This is a genomic window from Solilutibacter pythonis, assembly GCF_003697345.1.
Taxonomy (GTDB): domain Bacteria; phylum Pseudomonadota; class Gammaproteobacteria; order Xanthomonadales; family Xanthomonadaceae; genus Solilutibacter; species Solilutibacter pythonis.
This window is the reverse complement of the sequence record NZ_RFLY01000002.1, coordinates 190,764-209,463: the sequence shown is the minus strand read 5'-3', so window position 1 is coordinate 209,463 and position 18,700 is coordinate 190,764. Positions and strand designations below refer to the sequence as shown.

The window sequence follows — 18,700 nt, the reverse complement described above, 5'->3', positions numbered from 1 at the left end:
ATGCGCCCCCCCGTCCCCCGATTCGCGGGCTTCGCCATTGCCTGCGCGCTCACGTTCGCGCTGACCGCCTGCGCCGACGGCGGCGGAGCGGACATGCCGACGCCGCAAATCGCCGGCCTGATCACCGATGGCGCGCTGGACGAAATCAGCGGCATCGCCGCATCGCGCCGGCACGATGGCGTGCTGTGGGCGATCGATGACAGCGGCAATCCGGCGCGGCTGTATGCCATCGGCCGGCGCGGCGGACGTCTCGGCACCTACCAGGTCGAGGGTGTCGAGAAGACCGACTGGGAAGACATCGCCGCTTTCGAACTGAACGGCAAGCCCTATCTGCTGGTCGCCGATACCGGTGACAACGGCGGCATCCGCAAACTGCTGCAACTGCACGTATTCGAGGAACCCGAGGACGCCGAAGCCGACGGCACGCTGCGCCCGGCCTGGTCGCTCCAGTTCCGCTGGCCGGATGGCGCCCGCGATTGCGAGGCCGTAGCGGTGGATGCCGAGCGCAATCAGATCATCCTGATCAGCAAGAAGCGCCAGCCGCCGCAGGTGTTCACCCTGCCGCTGCAACCACGCGCCGGCGGCAAAGGCCCGAAGACCGAGACCGCGGCCCTGGCCGGGACGCTCGCCGGCGCGCCGCAGGCCGATGCCCGCGAGCGCCGCGACAACCCGACGATGGCGCGCCTGAGAAGCCAAGTCACCGCCGCCGACATCGCCCCGCATCGCGACGCTATCGCCGTGCTGACCTACGACAACCTGCTGATCTACCGCCGCAAGCCCGCGCAAACCTGGCCACAGGCGCTGGCCTCGGCGCCGCAGGTAGTGCGTCTGCGCTTCCTGCCGCAGGCCGAAGCGGTGGCCTGGTCACGCGGCGGCGGCGGCATCTACGCCACCGGCGAATTCAACCCCGCGCCAATCATGTACCTGCCCTGGGCACGCTGATCCGGGCCATCGATTGGCCTGCCCGGCCACGCTTTCCACGCCCCCCCGGTGGCGCCGGCGCTCAGCCGCCGGTGAACATCACCCGGTATTCCGGCGCCAGATACGGGCGCAGCACCGCGACCGGCACCTCGACCGTCTGGGTGCCATCCGAATAGGGGCCGACCTGATAGGGCGGAAACACGAAACGCAGCCCGAACCAACGGCCATCGGCGGCCGGAATCGGCTCGAACTGGGCAAAATTACCGGCATCCGGCTCGGTACCGGCATCGATCATGCTGGCGGCGTTCTTCAGCATTTCGGCGCGCTCGTCCTCCGGCACTTCGTCCTCGACTAGACGCGTCGCCACTTCCTCGCGCAATTGCTTGCGGACGTAATCCGAAATCACCTTCCAGCCATCGGCCGAGGGAATCAGTTCCCGTGGCGACAGCAGGCGATCCTCCTGCCGTAGATAAGTGAAGCGCGCGATCAGCGGAATACCATGAGCGCCGCCCGTGTACAGGCTGCCGTCGGCCGCGATCACCACCACCTGAGGCGTGTTCATCAGCTCGGTGAAATTGAGGCTGAGATCGTAGGGCATGCCGGCGCTTCCGCTCCCCGCGGAAAGCCCGACCGCCTCGTCGAGATCCCTGCGAGCGGTATTGGCGTAGACGCGCAGCGCCTCGGCCAGCCGTGGGTGACGGTTGGCCACCTCGGGATAAGTGATGCCGATCAAATACCTGGGGTCGCGCTCGATGACATCCTTCAGCGGCGCATTCGGAGCCGGTACCTCGGCCTGTTGAATCCGGCCGGTCGTGACCGTTCCGGCCGAGGGCATCTTGCGGTCGCAACCGGCGACCAGCGCCAGCGCCAGCAGTGGGCAGAAGAGCAGATGACGACGCATGGGACAGCTTGAAACCGATATCGAGACGAGGCAAACACGGCCAGCCTAGCGGCAACCACGTGATACGTGGATCAGCATCGCATGATGACCGCGTGCATGGTCGCGCAGTGCTGTGTGGAAAGTGAAAAGAAGAACCCGGCTTGCGCCGGGTTCCGTATTGCGATGATGCGCTGGCTTACAGCGCCTGGACTTCGTCCGCCTGAAGGCCCTTCTGGCCCTGCACGACCTTGAAGGTCACTTTCTGGCCTTCCTGCAACGACTTGAAGCCATTGCCCTGAATGGAACGGAAGTGGACGAAAAGGTCGCTGCCGCTTTCGGGGGTGATGAAACCGTAACCCTTGGCGTCGTTGAACCACTTGACGGTGCCGGTCTGACGATCGGACATGTTGCTACTCCTGGAAAACAGTGGATGAAAACACGGCGCTGACGCCGGACTGTCGAGCAAGAGGCAACACGCAAGCGATGAAGCGACCACACGATCAACCACATCCGATCACGATGTCCAGTGATCCCGCTGAAACAGTACGCGCACCATACCCTACTTTGATGACCGCGTGTTGACATTTCCTACACACCCGTCCCGACGGGTGGCCCGCCCGGCCTCAGTGGTGAAAATCCCGGTACCAGGCCACGAAAGCGGCGACGCCCTCCTCCACCGACACCCTCGGCCGATAGCCGACATCGGCCACCAGGTCGGAGACATCGGCCTCGGTATCCGGCACGTCGCCGGCCTGCAACGGCAGCATTTCCATCACCGCCTTGCGGCCCAGCTCACGCTCCAGCACTTCGATGTAGCGCAGCAACTCGACCGGGGCTTCGTTGCCGATGTTGTAGAGCCGATACGGTGCGACGCCGCTGCTGGCGGGATCGGGCGACTCGCCACGCCAATCCGCGTCCTTGCCGGGGACGCGGTCGAGGGTGCGAACGACGCCTTCCACGATGTCGTCGATATAGGTGAAGCTGCGTTTGTGGCGGCCATGATTGAAGACCTTGATCGGCTCGCCGGCCAGAATCGCCCGGGTGAACAGAAACAACGCCATGTCCGGGCGGCCCCACGGCCCGTAGACGGTGAAGAAACGCAGCCCCGTACTGGGAATGCCGTACAGATGCGCGTAGCTGTGCGCCATTTGCTCGTTGGCCTTCTTGGTGGCCGCGTACAGCGTGAGCGGGTGTTCGGCCGACGCGTGCTCGGAAAACGGCATCGCCCGGTTCGCGCCGTACACCGAACTGGTGGAGGCGAAGACCAGATGTTCGACCCCATGCTGGCGGCAGCCCTCCAGCACATGCAGGAAGCCGGTCACGTTGCTGCTGACGTAGATATGCGGGTTCTCCGCGGCGTAGCGCACCCCGGCCTGGGCCGCCAGGTGAACGACGCGCTCGGGCCGATGGCGGGCGAACGCCTGCTCGATCGCGGCGCGGTCGGCCAGGTCGGCGGCGATGTGGGTGTAGCCGGGATCATCGGCGAACAAGGTCAGGCGCGCCTGTTTCAGGCCGACGTCGTAATAGTCGTTGAGGTTGTCGATACCGACCACCTCGTCGCCGCGCGCCAGCAACCGCCGGGCGACGTGCGAGCCGATGAAGCCGGCGCTGCCAGTGACCAGAACCTTCATGCTCAGAGCCTCCCATCCACCTGTTCGCGCGGCAACACGCCCTTGACATCGAACAGCACGCTGGCGGCCGGGCGACCGTAAGCGCGCGCACCCTCGCCGCCCAGCCGGCGGAATGCCTCGTGCGGCACCGCCAGCACCACCGCGTCGTAAGCGCCGATGGCGGGTTCGGCCACCAGCCTCAGCCCGTATTCCGCGTGCGCTTCGGCCGAGTCGACCAGTGGGTCGTGGACATCCACCGCCACATGGTATTCGCGCAGAGTGTCCACGATGTCGACCACCCGGGTATTGCGCAGGTCGGGGCAGTTTTCCTTGAACGCCAGCCCCAGCACCAACACGCGCGCGCCCACCGGGTTGATGCCCTTGCCGAGCATCCGCTTGAGCACCTGCCCGGCGACGAAGCCGCCCATACCGTCGTTGGTGCGGCGCCCGGCCAGGATCAACTGCGGGTGATGGCCGACCTGCTGCGCCTTGTGGGTCAAGTAATACGGATCGACGCCAATGCAATGCCCCCCCACCAGCCCGGGCCGGAACGGCAAGAAATTCCACTTGGTGCCCGCCGCCTCCAGCACTTCCAGAGTGTCGAGGCCGAGCTTGTCGAACAGGATGGACAAATCGTTGACCAGGGCGATGTTGAGATCGCGCTGGGTGTTCTCGATCACCTTGGCCGCCTCGGCCACTTTGATCGAACTCGCCTTGTGGGTACCAGCGGGGATGATGCCGGCGTACAGCGCATCGATGAAATCGGCCGCCTCGGGCGTGGAGCCGGAGGTGACCTTGAGGATCGAAGTCAGACGATGCCCGCGATCGCCCGGGTTGATCCGCTCCGGACTGTAGCCGACGGCGAAATCATGCCCAAGCCGTAGGCCCGAAGCCTGTTCCAACACCGGCACGCAGACTTCCTCGGTACACCCGGGATAGACGGTGGATTCATAGACCACCACGTCACCCGGCTTCAGCGCGGCCCCCACGCTGCGGCTGGCCACGACCAGCGGCCCCAGGTCGGGACGCTTGGCGGCGTCGATCGGGGTCGGCACGGTGACGATGAAGACGTCGCAACCGGCGATGTCCTCGGGCCGCTGGCTGAAGCGCAGCCGCCGCGCGGCCGCCAGTTCATCGGACCGGACCTCGCGGGTGGCATCCTCGCCACGGCGCAGGGCATCGACCCGCGCCGGATCGATGTCGAAGCCGAGCGTGTCGTGGCGCTTGCCGAACTCCACCGCCAGCGGCAGGCCGACATAGCCCAGCCCGATCACCGCGATGCGGGCTTGCGACAAACGCGCTTGCTGCTCCATTCCTCGGTATTCCCCGCTGGCGAGAGCGGCGGATTATCGCACCGATGGCGCGACACCCGCCGCGCGCGCCGAACAGGCACTCATGACGCGCGCAACGACGCGTACTGCGGATGGCGCGACATCCAGCCATCGGCATAGGAACAGGCCGGCCTGACCTTCCAGCCCTCGGCACGCGCATGGTCGAGCGCCGCCCGTACCAGTTGCCCGGCAATGCCGCGCCCACCGATCGCGGGCGGGACGACCGTGTGCGTGATCACCATCACGGAGCCGTCGCGCTCGTAATCGAGGCGGGCGGTTTCTCCATCGGTCTCGATGCTGAAACACTGGCCGGCGGGGTCGTGCCGAATGACGTCGCTCATAACATATCTCCTCGTGAAGGATGCTGAGAACCACCAAGCCCGGCACGCGGCGGCCCTCAGCCGCCGATGCCCAGCTCGCGCAGGAAGTGTGCCGGTAGGCCCCGCCAGGTGACGAGCATGAACAACATGCCATACGCCGCGCCGAACAAGTGCGCGCTGTGGTTGATGTTGTCGCGGCCGCGCCGGTCCATCCAGATCGAATAAACGGTGTAGAGCACCGCGAACAGGATCGCCGGGATCGGCACCGGAATCGGAAAGATCAGCAACTCCGACCACGGCGAAAACAGGATGAAGGCGAACAGCACTGCGGAAGTACCGCCCGAAGCGCCGAGGCTGCGGTAATGGCTGTCGTCACGGTGGCGGAGCCAAGTGGGCAGGATCGCCATCACGATGGCCGAAAGATAGAAGAACAGAAAGCCCAGCGCGCCGGCCATGCCACCACCGAACACCTCTTCGATCTGCCGGCCGAAGAAAAACAGCGTGACCATGTTGAAGATCAGGTGCATCCAGTCGGCATGGATGAAGCCGTGGGTCAACAGCCGGTCGTATTGCCGGTACCGGCTGATCGCCGGCGGCCAGAGGATCAGCCGATCCAGCAACCGGGCATCGCTGAACGCCCGCCACGACACCAGCACGGTCACGACGATGATGGCGATAGTCATCATGTGGCGTCCCCATCCCCGTCTCGGTAGAAGTCCTGCATCGGGTAGCACCGCGCGTACAGACCGAAGACCAGCGCCGCCAGCAGCGCGAAGCCGGCGAAGAAGAACATCAGGAAGGCCGTCTCGCCGAGGCCGGTCGCGACGATCCCGCCTTCCACCACCGGATTGCGCAACGCCGCGTTGGTCAGCAGCACCCACAGATTGCCGATAGTCACCGACAGCATCCAGAAACTCATGATGCTGCCCTTCATCGACGGCGGCGCCTGGCTGTAAGCGAACTCCAGCCCGGTGGCCGAGACCAGCACCTCGCCAAAGGTCAACAGCGCGTAAGGCAGCACCTGCCAGACGATCGAAGTCGGCGCGCCGCCATCGATCTGCAACTGCAACAGACCGGCCACGACCCAGGCCAGGGCCGAGAAGACGATCCCGCTTCCCATCCGCCTGAGCGGAGTCGGCTCGAAACCGAACCCGCGCAGCGCCGGGTACAGCACCAGGTTGTTGAACGGGATGATCAACATCACCAGCAACGGATTGAGCGCCTGCATCTGCGCCGACTGGAACCAGTCGGGCTTGGTCATCGCCTCGCCCTGCAACACCCAGGTCGAGGCTTTCTGGTCGAACAGCGACCAGAACGGCGTCACCAGCGCGAACACGATCAGGATGCGCAGCACCGCGCGCACGCCATCGACGGCGGCATCGGGATGCCTGCCGCGAACGAGGTCGAGCTGCATCGCGGCGCCGATGCCGCCGCCCGCCATCGCCAGCACCAGCGCCAGACAGAACGCCGGCACGAAATCCAGCTTGCCCAGCGGCCACATCGCCAGGGCGAGCAGCGCCAGCAACAGACCGAAACCGGCCACCGCCTTGCCCGCGCCGCCGGCCATCGCCGCATCACGCGCCACCCGCAGGAAGGCATGCGGATCGGGCGGACTGGGCGGCATCATCACGTACTTGTGGCCGCCCAGCCAGAAGATCACGAGCGCGATCGCCATCAGCAGCCCAGGCACGCCAAACGCCACCGAAGGCCCGTAATTCCTCAGTAGCACCGGCATCAACAAACTGGCGAAGAAGCTGCCGAAGTTGATCGTCCAATAGAAAGCGTCGTAGACCACCTTGGCCCTGTGCTTGTTGGCCTGGCTGAACTGGTCTCCGACGAAGGCCGACACCAGCGGCTTGATGCCGCCCGACCCCAACGCGATCAGAAACAGACCGGCATAGAAGCCGGTGCGGTTGTCCTCGAACACCGCCAGGCAGACATGGCCCAGCACGTAGACCACCGACAACCAGAAGATCGTCCTGTACTTGCCGAAGAAACGGTCGGACAGCCAGCCGCCAAGCAGCGGGAAGAAGTACACGCCGATGACGAAAGTGTGGAAGACATCCTTGGCGATGCCCTGGCGCTCCGCCTCGGGGGCGTAAGCCAGCATCAGGCTGGTGATCAGGAACGGCACCAGGATGTTGCGCATGCCGTAGAAGCTGAAACGCTCGCAGGCTTCGTTGCCGATGATGTAGGGAATCTGCCGCGGCAGGCGCGCATCGGCCGGAGAGGAAGCGGTATTCATGCGTGGCGGGGGTTAGTCGCGATCGGGAAAGCGGCCAAGCCTAGCACCCGCGGCATGACCTTCGGCGCTGGCGGCCCTCCGACATGCGGCTAAGATCGACGCCCCACATCCATCGGATGCGCCCATGCCACGCCACGCCGCGCTCGGTCTCGCCCTTGCCTCGCTCACCCTCGCCACGCCGCCGATGCACGCTGCAGCCGCCGACCTGACCACGCTTTCCGAACACAGCGGTTTCATCCGCACCGGACGCTATGCCGAGGTGATCGCCTTGTGCGACGCCTTCGCCAAGGCATATCCGGAATCGGCGCGCTGCTTCGATTTCGGCATGACGCCCGAAGGCCGGCCGATGAAAGCGCTGGCGGTCTCCACCGGCGGCGCCCTGACGCCCCAAGCCGCGAAGGCGAAGCAACTGCCAGTGGTGCTGGTGCAGGGCGGCATCCACGCCGGCGAGATCGACGGCAAGGACGCCGGCTTCTGGCTGCTGCGCGACCTGCTGGCGGACAAGCGCGCGCACGGCGTGCTGGATCGGCAAGTGATGCTGTTCGTACCGGTGTTCAATATCGACGGCCACGAGAATTTCCGCGCCTGGAACCGCCCCAACCAGCGTGGCCCCGAGGAAATGGGTTTCCGCGTGACCGCCCAACGCTTCAACCTCAACCGCGATTACGTCAAGGCCGATACGCCCGAGATGCGGGCACTGCTGGCCTTGGTCAACGATTGGGACCCGCTCGTCGAAATCGACCTGCACGCCACCGATGGCGCCCAGTTCCAGCACGACATCTCGATCACCGCCCAGCCGGTCAACGCCGGCGACGCCGGCTTGCGGGAAGTCGGCCGCCGCCTGCGCGACGGCCTCATCGCCGATCTGGCCCTGCGCGGCGCCAGGCCCGTGGATTTCTATCCGAGTTTCATCGAGAACGACAACCCCGCTTCGGGCTTTTCGGAAGGCGTGCCGAGCGCACGCTTCTCGCATGGCTATTACATGCTGAGAAACCGCATCGGCATCCTGGTCGAAACTCATAGCTGGCGCCCCTACCCCGAACGCGTGCGCACCACCCGCGACACCCTGGAAAGCCTGCTGACCCGGGTCGCCCGCCATGGCCGCGACTGGCAGGCCGAAGCACGCGCCGCCGACACGAGAGCGCTGGCGCTGGCCGGACAATCGGTGCCGCTGGCATGGAGCGTCCTGGACACGCCGAAGACCATCGAGTTCCACGGTTACGCCTACACCCGCACGCCCTCGGAAATTTCCGGCGCGCTGATGACCCGTTACGACGAATCGAAGCCGGAAGTCTGGAAAGTGCCGTTGCGCAATCAAGTGACGCCGGCCATCGAAACAACCGCCCCTCGCGCCGGCTATCTGGTGCCGGTGGCCTGGGCCTCCTACGTCGAACCGACATTGAAGGTGCACGGCATCGAATACCGCCGCATCGACACCCCTTTGCCAGGTATCGCCGTCGAAACCTTCCACGCCCGCGAGGCGAAATTCGCGCCGAATTCGGTCGAAGGCCACCAGCGCATCGGCCTGAAGGGCGAATGGCGGGCCGACCGCCGCGACCTCTCCACCGGCGCGTTATTCGTGCCGATCACCCAGCCGAAGGCGCGGTTGGTCATGCAATTGCTGGAACCGCTGGCACCAGACGCACTCGTGGCCTGGGGCGCGATGAACAACGCCTTCGAACAAAAGGAATACATGGAGGACTACGTTGCCGAGGCCGAAGCACGCCAGATGCTGGCAAACGACCCGGCATTGAAAACCGAGTTCGAACGGCGCCTCAAGGACGACCCGGAGTTCGCCCGCTCGCCCGAGGCCCGGCTGGACTTCTTCTACCGCCGTCATCCCGCCTACGACCGCGACCTGCGCCGCTACCCGGTACTGCGCACCGCCAACGAACCGGTCAGAAGATGAATCCATGACGCGTCACGCAGTCGCAGGCTTCAAAAAGCATCCTGAAGCCAGTGTGTGAATGCACGAAGGTGGAGCGACAGGCGACTTGGCGCTTCGTGTGGAATCAACGACGCCGTGACGACGACAGGGGTGACGGACACCAATCTGCCCCCCCGGACGATCTAACCCAGCGACAACGCCCTGGCCTGCGTCTGTTGCTGTGCCTGCTGCTGGTTCTGCGCCGCCAGTCGCTCCTCGCGTTGCTGGTTGGCTTGCAGCGTCTGTTGGATGCTCTCTTGCGGCGGCGCTTCGGCGGTCACGTTCAGCCAGATGCGTTGGCCCGGCGTCGTGCCGATCACGTGTAATTGGTCGCCCAGCATCGTCACACCGGCCACTTGTTCCGTCTCGTGGATGCCATTGCGCCTGGCTTCCAGCAACGCCTGCGCGACCACTGCGTCGCCAACGTGGGCGGGCGTTTGGCCGCGCAGTGCGCTGAACATCGCCCGATCGTCGGGGGGCAGCATCCGCAGGCTGTATTCATGGGCTTCGCTGCGTTCAGTTGCTGGTTGCGTCGAGACGTAGTGCGCCGACTTCGCCGCCAGCCAGCGCGCCCCCGAGGTTTCCACCGGGATCGATGTGGCCTCGGCCGCGGGCAGGCCGAAGCGCCTGCCTTCGTCCTCGGCGTAGTGGCGCTCGATGGCGTGAATCCAGCCGTCCTTGTCCATCTCCACCCGGGTGATGCCCTGCTTGCGCTCGGCGGCTTCCGCGGCGAGGCGGGCGGCCAGCCATTCGGTATGCGGGCCGGGGGCGATGCCTCGTTCGGCCTCCATGCGTCGCACGGCTTTCAGGGTGTGGATGTAGGCGTCGTGGCCGGGGTGGTCGGGTTGGCGGATGTCCGAGCCATGCTTCAGCGCCGGGGCGAAGCCGGGCGGCAGCGGCGGATGGGCGGGGGCGGATTCGGCTTGCTGGATAGCTTGCCGAGCATCCGGCGGCTGGGCGTCCGGCTGCGGCTCGCCCTGCGCCAGGGTCTTGGGGCTGGGCAGCAACTGGCGGTGCGGGTCGTCGGCGTGGAACTGATTCGACTTCTGCTGGCGTTCGAGGCGGAGTTGGCGGGCGTCGTCCAGCTTTTGGATGTCCTCCCGGTCGAGTATCGGGAAGGCGCTGAGCCGGGGAATCGTTCTGATCCTCAGCCAGATGTCCAGGCCGTTGACGTGCAGAGCGCTGTCGGCCTTGTTGCCGATGTGGTCGGGATTTTTCCTATCCAGCGATACCGCCGCCACCGCGCTGGCGTAGCCGAGGCCCATGAAATAAGCATTGCCAGGCGCGCCCGGCAGGTAACGCTGGATGTCACTCAGCGTGCTATTGGCCCGGTGCAGGCCCAATGCCGAGTTGTCCAGCATGTTCGACCAGATGCGCTCGGCGGCTCGCTCACCGTCCTGGCGGCGGGCGGCTTCGAGTAGTTGGCGTGGGGTCCAGGCGTTGGGGTCGAGCTCATGATCGCTGAAAGTCTTGTCGTGGGCTTCCTGCACGTCCCAGACTGGCAGGTTGAGTGCGCTTTGCGGATTGTCGTTCTTTTCGAACTGTATTTGACGGCGTTTGTAATCCTCCTGGATCAGTTGCTGACCGAAGTGCTCCCATTCGCGTTCGGTCAGTGTGCGGCCACCGTGTTGCTGGGCATAAGCGTTGGCGACCTTACCGGGCATGTTGTCGTTGCGCACCACGCCCAAGGCCAGCAGGCCGTAGCCGTCGTTGCCAGGCAGGTGCGCGAGATAGTTCCAGTAAAGCTCGCGGTTTCCCTCCTTGGCGTAATGCTTGAGGATGTTCAGGTCTTGCCGGGTCAGGCCACTCATCATTGCTCCCCTTTCGTATCAATGCCGATGTGGAACTTTGCCATCAGTTCGCGGTAGCGTGCTTCGATCCGTGCCCAGTCACGCATCAGTACCCGTGGATAGTCCACTTCCACGGACAAACCATACTCCGGTATGGCGAAGCTGTGCGAGCACTGGGCGACGCGTGGATTCTCATCTTTCACAACATCATCGCCCTGGATGATCAAGCCATCCGGCTTACTGGGCGGATCACAGCGGATGAAGGTCAGGTTATGCCCTTGCGCGTCCCGGCGCACGAACCAGTCTTCGATATCCCAGGGATTCACTGGCCAGGCATAGCGATCGCGCTGCCCTTCGATCAGCTTGAGATAGCGCGCCTTGTCCGCTTCGCTCACGTACCAGCGCTCCAGGCCCAGCACGTCCTCGCCACGGGTGCGATGGGAAATATTGTCGGTCGGATCCTGCCGCAGGATCGGGTCATCCGAGAAACTTCTGCCGTCGCTGTCCATCGCCTCCTGCAACGGCCGCCTGTCGATATAGGTGAAACCCGCGCGAATCTGACGCCTGAACTCGTTCATACTCATCTCGCGCCGCCGGCCGGGGGGGAGTGGCTCCAGTTTCGGCCAGACGAGTTCCATGCTCACGCTGCCCTGGAAATCCGGGCCGATCTGGTCGGTGAAGTAATTGGCCGGGATCATGAAACGATGCGGCCCGAGCCGGGCCAGTTTTGGCGCGTTGGTATAGGTGTAGTCACCCACCGTGGGGCCGATGACCAAGGGTTCCTTCAGCGTGGACATGTCGATCTTCCTCTCGATTTTCTTGTCGGCCGGCGGGGCGGGTTCGGCGGCGCAGGCGGCACCAAGCAGGCCGGCCAAGGCCAGCGCCAGGGAGAGCAAACGGCGCATGACCTGGGCACCGCCTGGCGATATCGGGCTTCTCGTCATGCCAACAGCCGATTTGGTCGGGAATGGCGGTTGATGGATCAGGCCGCGTATTTCACGCGGGTCCATTCGCATCGCGCCCGGCGAGATCACGGCTCGACCACCTTCAAATTCGAGAGGCTGGACTTGCCGATCCCGCGCAAGGTCGGCCGGTACATGTCCTCCACCAGCGGCGGCGGCACCACGTAGCTGCCGGGGCTGACCGCGCGCACCAGATAGAACACTCGCGCGGTGCCACCGGCATCGAGTTTGAGCGCGGCCACGTAGCGGTCGTCGCGAAATTCTTCGTGGGCGATCTCGGCGGCGCGACCGCGATCGCTGAGTTGAACGCCATCGATGGCGACATCGGCCCATGCACGGGCATCGCCGAGGTTGAGGTTCTCCACTTCCAGCCCGGCCGGCAGCAGGTCGGTCAACAGCGCGTTGGGCATATAGGTTTTGCTCTTGATTTCGACCGTCGCGATCAAGGCATCGCCCTCCTTCAGCGTACCGCCGCTCCACGGCTTGCCGTCGGTGCGGAAATAGCGGCGGCTGATATCGAGATCGGGGTTGTCGGGCGCGGGAGCGACCAGCGGAACGCCAGCCACTTCCTGGCTGACGTGGAACGCGCCCTCGCCTTCCGGGTCGAAGCTGGCGGCAAGCAGGGCCGGCACGCCGAAGCGGCGCGCGGTCGAGGCCGTATTGGCCACCCGGTCGCCACCACCATCGAAGCGCCAGGCGCCCGAGAGCCGGCCCTTGCCGCCCGCCAGCAGCGCCTTGCCCAGGCGGGCAATGGCGTTTTGTTCCTGAGTCGACAACCACAGCCAGCGGCTTTCCTCGCGGCGCTGTTCGATCAGCCGGGCCAGGGCGGCATGGCGCGCTTCGTCGCCGGGGCGGCCCATGCCACGCTCGCGCAGCAGCGCCAGCATCATCGCCTGGTCGCGGATGGCGCTGGCGTAATCGCCGAACCAACGGCCCTTGGGATACGGCTTCGCCAGCCCTTCGTCGATCGCCTTCCGCCCGCGCACCTTGTCGCCCTGGAGGCTGAGCGCAATGCCCAGCCGCACCAGCGGCAAGCCGGTCAGGCTGTCGCCGCGGCGGTTGTCGTAGAGCGTGCGCAGGACGCCGAGCGGCGCGCGGTTCTGCCGCGCCAGCACGTAACCGGCATAGGCGTGGTAGGCGAAGCGCAGGTGGTCGCGTTCGTCGCCGGGATAGTCGTAGAAACCGCCACGGCCGCCAGCCAGCAGGTCCTCGTTCATCCGCTCCAGCGATTTCCGCAACATCGATTCCGGGATGGCGAAGCCGCCTTCGCGCGCATCGAGCAGGAATTCGGCGACGTAGGCGGTGAGAAAGCCGTCGGTTCGGCCATCGCCGCCGCCCCACAGGCTGAACGCGCCGGAATGGGCCTGCATCGAGGCCAACCGGCCAAAGGCGCCTTCCATGTAGCGCTGGCGCTCGGAGGCGGCCAGCGGTTTGACGCCCAGTGCGGTGGAGGTGGCGGTATCCAGTTCCAGCGCGGCGTAGCCCTTGCTGGCGGTCTGCTCGACGCAGCCATAGGGGTAATCCAGTGCGCCCTGTAGGGCGGCGGCGAATGGAATCGGCGGCAGCACGCCGACCACCATCCGCGCATCGACCGAACCGGGCATCAGACCCTCGGCCAACGCCGGGTCGAAACGGGCCGCTTCGCCCGCCCGCACGGTGCTCTCGCGGGTGCGCAGCACCATCGGCCAAGCCGCGCGCACTGGCAGGTCGTATTCGCGGCGCACGCGATGACCGCCGCCTTCGACATTCACCGTCACCTTCGCCACCGCGTAGCCGGGCGTGGCGGTGACGGGGAAGCTCAGCGTGCGTTTGGCGCCGTTGTCCAGACGCAGCGTCCGCGCGACTCCATCGACCCGCACCGGGCCACTGGCCGACAGGCCGACCTTGAACTCGCCGGGCTTGCCGCTGAAGTTGCCGACATCCACCGTCACCCGGCTGGCATCGCCCGGCGCCAGCACGCGCGGCATGCTCGGCTCCACCACCACGGGCGCGCGCGACACCATCTCGCGCGATTGCGCGCCGTAGCGATCGGCGGCATAGACCACCGCCGAGACCCGCAAGGTGCCGTTGAAATCCGGCAGTTTGAGCGGGATACGGGCGATGCCCTTGGCATCCAGCCTGAGCGGCCCGGCATGCAGGTCGGCCATGCGCAACTTCGCCGTGGGCCGCAACGCGCGCGCGGGCTTGGCGGCCTCGGCATCGCCGCCGTAGCGCAGCTTGGCCATGCCGCCTTCGAAACTCTCGATCACCCGGCCGTAGACATCCCAGCTGTCGATGCCGAAGCGGCGCTTGCCGAAGAACCAGCCCCAGGGGTCGGGCGCCGGGTATTCGGTGATGTTGGTAATGCCGACATCCACCACGCTCAGCACCGCATAGGCTTCCTGCCCGGCCAGTTGCGGCGCGGCCACGGTGACGTTGATCGTGGCCTCGGGCCGCGCCATCGCCGGCACCGCCAGCCCGACCGCCACCTTGCGGGCATCGCGGCCCATCGGCACATGCACCTCGCCCACCGCGCGCGCCGGCGTGACCTGGCGCTTGGCGCTGCCACCGCGGAACACCAGCGCGGTGATGTAGACGTCGTGGCGTTCCCAGTCGGCCGTCACCGGGAGGGTGAAGGTGCTGCCCGGCTTGGCATCGATTTCCTGCACATGGAGCAGTTTGTCGGACTCCACCAGCAGCAGCCCCTTGCCGGCCTGCGGCGGCGTCACCGTGACCTTGAGCTTGTCGCCGGCGGCGTAGCGGGTCTTGTCCAAGGCCAGTTTGACCTTGTCCGGGCGGGCGTCGAGGCCGCGGTTGTCATCGCCCCAGCTCCAGCCGGCGGTGAACGGGAAGCGCGTGGTGAGCCGGGTCGAGGGGTCGAACACCTCCAGCCGGTAATCGCCCCACTCCACCGGGAAACCGATCTTCGCCGGCGCGCCGCCGGCATCGACCTTCTTCTCGGCCACGGTCTCGTAGCGGCTGGTGTGACGGTAGCTCCAGCCGCCCTCATCATCGAAGCTCCAGTGGTAATCGCGCAACTCCCGCACCAGCTTCACTTGCAGCCCGGCCTGTGGCTTGGGGGTGCCGGCGCGGTCGTAGCGGGCGATTTCGAAGCCGGCTTCCTGGTTGGCGTCGCTACCTTCCTCGGGGTCGAACAGCGGACGCACGCCAACCAGCGCCGATGCCGGCCACAGGATGCGTTTCACCATGCGATCGACGCTGCGGCCGCCGGTTTCGTAGAGGCTGCCCAGCACCTGCACGCTTACCGGCGTGACCGGCGCCAATCCTTCGGGCAGGACGATGTCCCGCGCCAGCTTGCCGTCGTCATCGAGCTTGGCGTCGATACCTTCCTCGTCCGCCGGGGGCAGCTTGACGGTGGGGTCGCCGAAGAACCAGCCCGGCAGTTTCGCCAGCGGGTGCCGTTCCACCCGCCACTGCGCCGTGGCGCCAAAGCGGTTGCCGGCCGCCGGCGCGCCGTACAGGTAGCGGCCGGTCACCCGCAACGGCACCGGCTCGCCAAAAGCCAGCTCCGGCCTGGCGGTATCGAGGTCGAGCTTCATCCGCTCCGGCAGGAACTCCTCGACGTGCAGCTTCATGCCCTGCACGGCATCCTTCGATTGCGGGTCGAGGCGGAATTCCAGTCTCCATTCGCCAGTCGGCGCATCGGCCGGAATCTCGCGCAGGAGGCGGTAGTAACCCAGCGCGCCCGGCGTCATCCGGGTATCGAGGAAGGTCTTGCCATCGGGTTGCAGGAAGCGCACGAACAACGGTTGCGCACCCTCGCCGGCGGCCTTCAGCGGCTTGCCGTCGGCATCGCGCAGGAGCGCCGATATCTGCACAGCCTCGCCCGGGCGGTAGAGGTCGCGGCCCGACCACGGATAGACCTCGAACAAGCCCTGCGGCCGGCCGCCGACATCGAACTCGGAAAGATCCAGCGCAGGCTGGTTGAACGGCAACAGCGAGACGTTGCCGCCCTTCGTCGCCACCAGCACGTGCGCGGCATCCAGCGTGTAGGGCAAGAGCGCATTGCCGTTGCGGTCGCTTTCGGCTTCCATCACGGCGTTGCCCTTGCCGTCGAGGAGGCGCAGTTCAACGCCCGAAAGCGCGCCGCCATCGGCCAGCGAGGCGGTGTGGACGAACATCTTGTCGCGGTAGGCGCGCGCGTGCAGACCGATGTCGCTGATGGTGAAGAAGGTGGTGGGAAATTCGTCGCCGAAGCTGCCCGCCCGCCTCATCACCGCGAAATACAGGCCCGGCTCGCGCAGTTCCTCGATATCCTGGATCGGTAGATAGCTGACCGCGCGCGCGTTGCGTTTGGCGTCGAGCAGGAAGCGGTTGACATACACCGATTCACCGAACTTGCCGATCCCGCTTTCGCTGTATTCGCCCGCCAGGTTCCACAGGCTGCGATTGCCGGGCTTGCGGTATTCGGCGAAGAAGGCCGGCAACCGTTTCTCGACGATGCGGAAGAACTCGACGTCGATCTCGCCGACGTTCATCGAGACCACCGGCAGGCCGCGGCTGTCCTTGGCCGGCAACACGCTGCCTTGCGAGGCGAAGCCGGCCGAGGGCTTCATGTCGCCGCTGAAGACCTTTTCCTCGCGATCGTTGCCGAGGACGCGGCCATCGGCGGCGGAGAGCTTGCCGGAAATCAGCAGGGTGTACTCGGTATCCGGCTCGACGAACTGGTAACGCAAAGTGCGGTTCTCGCCGTCATCGGCCAACACCCAGCCGCCCTCCTCCTTCAGCGTGTCCTTGAAGCGCAGCAGTTGGTTGAAATCCTGGGTGCCGGCCAGCGGCTGGGAAAACTCCAGCGCCAGCACGGCGCGCCCCTCCCGGGTTTCCGGGTAGGCCCGCAGCAGTTTGAATTCCTTGATCGCCTCGCTGGCGGCCTTGATCGGCTCGCCGCTCATCTTGGGCAGTTGCCCCCCTTCCCGGTTGCAGCCGGCCAGCGCCAGCACCGCCAGTACCAGGGCGGCGAACATCGTCCGCCATGCCCGGGGCGGGCTCATCGCGTCCGCTCCCTGTCGCTTCGCCACGGCTGTATCCATCCCGAAACCCCGCTTGATCGTGATGGGCGCCAGTCTATGCCAGCCACATGGGCGGCGATACCGTCCCGCTCAGCGGCGCAGCGTGTCCAGCAGGCTGACCAGTTGATGCGCGGCGGACAATTCCTGTTCCCCCCAATCCTCGCAAGCGCCACGCCGCAATTCGCGCCAGACGCTGAAATCGGCGCGCGGGGCGATGCGCAAGCCGCCATCGGCGATCTGTTCGACGTGCTTGTCGGGAATGCCGGCCCAGCGGATTTCCCGGTCGTACGGGCGGCGCAGGAACAGCAGCCAGTCGTCCCCGGAGGCCGCCATCCTCACCGCCAGCACGCCGGCGACCACGGGCGCTTCCACGCCTGCGCCCTCGCGCCATTCGCCACGGCTGACGGCCGCCACCCAGCCATCCTGGACAGCCAGCCAGCTTTCCAGCGATGCGCGCTCATCGGCATCGAGCAGGCCGGCATCGTCGCGCCAGCGGCCGGCGCGGTACATGGCGATGCCGTCGCTTTCGACCAGCCGGGCCATCAGCGGCAGTTCGCGCTCGATCGCGGCATCGTGATCGGCCGCACTGCCGATCTGGTCGCGCAAGACGGCGCAGATGCCCTCGGTACGGCGCGCCCACGCGCCTTGCTCGGCCTGCAAGTGCGCGGCCACCCGCACCGAGAAGAAGGCGCCCAGCAGGTCGAGCGCGTTGCGCGCCTCGGCCGAAACCCGCCTCGGTTCGCGGTGCTGGAACAGGATCATGCCCCAGAGGCGGCCGTCGAACACGACCGAAATCGACATCGAGGCGCCGACCTCCATGTTGCGCAGGTATTGCAGATGCACCGGCGAAATGCTGCGCAGCACGTTGAAACTCATGTCCAGCGGCATCCCCGCCCTTTCCCGTGCGGTATACAGCGCTACCGGCACGTAACGGGTATCGGGAATCACCCGGATGCGGTTCTTCAGATACAACGCCCGCGCCTGCGCCGGAATATCGGAAGCGGGATAGCGTTGGCCGAGCCACGGCTCCATCCCCTCGGTCACCGCCTCGGCCATCACTTCGCCGGTAGCGTCGGGCAGGAAACGGTAGGCCATCACCCGGTCGAAACCGGTCAGTTCGCGCAGTTGGGCCACCATTTCCCGCGCGAACGAAACGAGATCGGGCTTGCCCGCGGTGCGAAGCGCGGCCGCATGCGCGCTGGCGGTGAAGTTGCGCGCCTGCCGGGCGGCCGGCGCCAGTTCGATCTCGATTTGCAGCAAGCCATCCCCGCAATGGGTGGAAACATCGCAAAGCCAGGCCATATCGCCGATGTTGTACTGGCCGACGTGCTGGGCGGAACGCAGATCCAGGCAGGCGTGCGCCTGTTCGAGACAGGTGCTCACCAGGCCTGCTTCGAGGAAGTCCGCCAACGGCGCGTCCAGCATGGCCTCCGCGCCGACGCCGAACAGCTCGGCCATGTTGGCGGATACGTGCGTGACGGCCAGCGTCCGCTCGTCGGCCACCAGCAGCCAGCCTTCCGGCTGGATCGCGCCCACCAGATGAATCGGCTCGCGGGCGCAAACGATGGCGGCGATCTCATCGGTACGGGGGGCGCTCATGCGGATGCCTTGGCAGGGGAGGAATGGATGGCGGCGGCGCGCGCCGCACCGACGGCCGACACCCTTCGCCACAGCGATGCGATGGTGAAACCGAATATCACGCGCC

General features: G+C 66.1%; 13 protein-coding genes. 2 read left to right on the top strand and 11 right to left on the bottom strand.

The window, feature by feature from the left end:
- Entirely contained in the window at positions 1-942 is a 942-nt protein-coding gene (locus EBB59_RS02395; protein ID WP_122100537.1) for a hypothetical protein, read from the top strand.
- Positions 943-1,003: 61 nt separating this feature from the next.
- On the opposite strand, the gene EBB59_RS02390 is transcribed toward EBB59_RS02395, so the two are convergent.
- From EBB59_RS02390 to EBB59_RS02360, 7 genes are all read right to left on the bottom strand, one after another.
- Positions 1,004-1,822 carry a DUF3298 and DUF4163 domain-containing protein gene (locus EBB59_RS02390; RefSeq protein WP_122100536.1) on the bottom strand — a complete coding sequence of 273 codons (819 nt, stop codon included), beginning with the start codon at positions 1,820-1,822 and terminating at the stop codon, positions 1,004-1,006.
- A 175-nt stretch (positions 1,823-1,997) separates the two neighbouring features.
- On the bottom strand, positions 1,998-2,207 hold the full coding sequence (locus tag EBB59_RS02385) for a cold-shock protein (RefSeq protein ID WP_122100535.1): 210 nt from the start codon (positions 2,205-2,207) through the stop codon (positions 1,998-2,000).
- Positions 2,208-2,424: 217 nt separating this feature from the next.
- The gene (locus tag EBB59_RS02380) at positions 2,425-3,432 is read right to left on the bottom strand and encodes an NAD-dependent epimerase (protein WP_122100534.1); all 1,008 of its coding nucleotides are present in this window, start codon (positions 3,430-3,432) and stop codon (positions 2,425-2,427) included.
- Positions 3,433-3,434: 2 nt separating this feature from the next.
- Positions 3,435-4,724 (bottom strand): nucleotide sugar dehydrogenase, encoded by a 1,290-nt coding sequence (locus EBB59_RS02375; protein WP_122100533.1) that lies wholly within the window; start codon positions 4,722-4,724, stop codon positions 3,435-3,437.
- Positions 4,725-4,804: 80 nt separating this feature from the next.
- Complete coding sequence (locus EBB59_RS02370; protein ID WP_122100532.1) at positions 4,805-5,083, bottom strand: GNAT family N-acetyltransferase; 279 nt, start codon at positions 5,081-5,083, stop codon at positions 4,805-4,807.
- A gap of 56 nt (positions 5,084-5,139) precedes the next feature.
- Positions 5,140-5,748 carry a rhomboid family intramembrane serine protease gene (locus EBB59_RS02365; protein ID WP_425451781.1) on the bottom strand — a complete coding sequence of 203 codons (609 nt, stop codon included), beginning with the start codon at positions 5,746-5,748 and terminating at the stop codon, positions 5,140-5,142.
- Positions 5,745-7,307: a POT-type proton-dependent oligopeptide transporter gene (locus EBB59_RS02360; protein WP_122100531.1), complete on the bottom strand. Its 1,563-nt coding sequence runs from the start codon at positions 7,305-7,307 to the stop codon at positions 5,745-5,747. The genes EBB59_RS02365 and EBB59_RS02360 overlap by 4 nt, the downstream gene beginning before the upstream one ends.
- Before the next feature lie 124 nt (positions 7,308-7,431).
- On the opposite strand from EBB59_RS02360, the gene EBB59_RS02355 reads away from it, so the two are divergent.
- Positions 7,432-9,216, top strand: coding sequence for a M14 family metallopeptidase (locus EBB59_RS02355; RefSeq protein WP_122100530.1), 1,785 nt, complete (start codon positions 7,432-7,434; stop codon positions 9,214-9,216).
- A 161-nt stretch (positions 9,217-9,377) separates the two neighbouring features.
- Here EBB59_RS02355 and EBB59_RS02350 read toward each other — a convergent pair whose 3' ends face one another.
- The 4 genes from EBB59_RS02350 to EBB59_RS02335 all read right to left on the bottom strand — a co-directional run bounded on the left by EBB59_RS02350 (position 9,378) and on the right by EBB59_RS02335 (position 18,594).
- Positions 9,378-11,045: an XVIPCD domain-containing protein gene (locus EBB59_RS02350; RefSeq protein ID WP_122100529.1), complete on the bottom strand. Its 1,668-nt coding sequence runs from the start codon at positions 11,043-11,045 to the stop codon at positions 9,378-9,380.
- Positions 11,045-11,929: a hypothetical protein gene (locus EBB59_RS02345; protein ID WP_122100528.1), complete on the bottom strand. Its 885-nt coding sequence runs from the start codon at positions 11,927-11,929 to the stop codon at positions 11,045-11,047. Before EBB59_RS02345 ends, EBB59_RS02350 begins: the two co-directional genes overlap by 1 nt.
- A gap of 125 nt (positions 11,930-12,054) precedes the next feature.
- Positions 12,055-16,977, bottom strand: coding sequence for an alpha-2-macroglobulin family protein (locus tag EBB59_RS02340; RefSeq protein ID WP_122100527.1), 4,923 nt, complete (start codon positions 16,975-16,977; stop codon positions 12,055-12,057).
- A gap of 108 nt (positions 16,978-17,085) precedes the next feature.
- Positions 17,086-18,594, bottom strand: a complete 1,509-nt coding sequence (locus EBB59_RS02335) for a GAF domain-containing protein (RefSeq protein WP_158601689.1) — start codon at positions 18,592-18,594, stop codon at positions 17,086-17,088.
- Between the last annotated feature and the right edge of the window lie 106 nt (positions 18,595-18,700).

What these genes read in the sequence shown, in the direction of transcription:
- EBB59_RS02375 (WP_122100533.1), bottom strand. Translation starts at nt 4,724, where the DNA reads ATGGAGCAGCAAGCGCGTTTGTCGCAAGCCCGCATCGCGGTGATCGGG.
- EBB59_RS02370 (WP_122100532.1), bottom strand. Translation starts at nt 5,083, where the DNA reads ATGAGCGACGTCATTCGGCACGACCCCGCCGGCCAGTGTTTCAGCATC.
- EBB59_RS02360 (WP_122100531.1), bottom strand. Translation starts at nt 7,307, where the DNA reads ATGAATACCGCTTCCTCTCCGGCCGATGCGCGCCTGCCGCGGCAGATT.
- EBB59_RS02395 (WP_122100537.1), top strand. Translation starts at nt 1, where the DNA reads ATGCGCCCCCCCGTCCCCCGATTCGCGGGCTTCGCCATTGCCTGCGCG.
- EBB59_RS02380 (WP_122100534.1), bottom strand. Translation starts at nt 3,432, where the DNA reads ATGAAGGTTCTGGTCACTGGCAGCGCCGGCTTCATCGGCTCGCACGTC.
- EBB59_RS02385 (WP_122100535.1), bottom strand. Translation starts at nt 2,207, where the DNA reads ATGTCCGATCGTCAGACCGGCACCGTCAAGTGGTTCAACGACGCCAAG.
- EBB59_RS02390 (WP_122100536.1), bottom strand. Translation starts at nt 1,822, where the DNA reads ATGCGTCGTCATCTGCTCTTCTGCCCACTGCTGGCGCTGGCGCTGGTC.
- EBB59_RS02350 (WP_122100529.1), bottom strand. Translation starts at nt 11,045, where the DNA reads ATGAGTGGCCTGACCCGGCAAGACCTGAACATCCTCAAGCATTACGCC.
- EBB59_RS02335 (WP_158601689.1), bottom strand. Translation starts at nt 18,594, where the DNA reads ATGAGCGCCCCCCGTACCGATGAGATCGCCGCCATCGTTTGCGCCCGC.
- EBB59_RS02365 (WP_425451781.1), bottom strand. Translation starts at nt 5,748, where the DNA reads ATGATGACTATCGCCATCATCGTCGTGACCGTGCTGGTGTCGTGGCGG.
- EBB59_RS02345 (WP_122100528.1), bottom strand. Translation starts at nt 11,929, where the DNA reads ATGCGCCGTTTGCTCTCCCTGGCGCTGGCCTTGGCCGGCCTGCTTGGT.
- EBB59_RS02355 (WP_122100530.1), top strand. Translation starts at nt 7,432, where the DNA reads ATGCCACGCCACGCCGCGCTCGGTCTCGCCCTTGCCTCGCTCACCCTC.
- EBB59_RS02340 (WP_122100527.1), bottom strand. Translation starts at nt 16,977, where the DNA reads ATGAGCCCGCCCCGGGCATGGCGGACGATGTTCGCCGCCCTGGTACTG.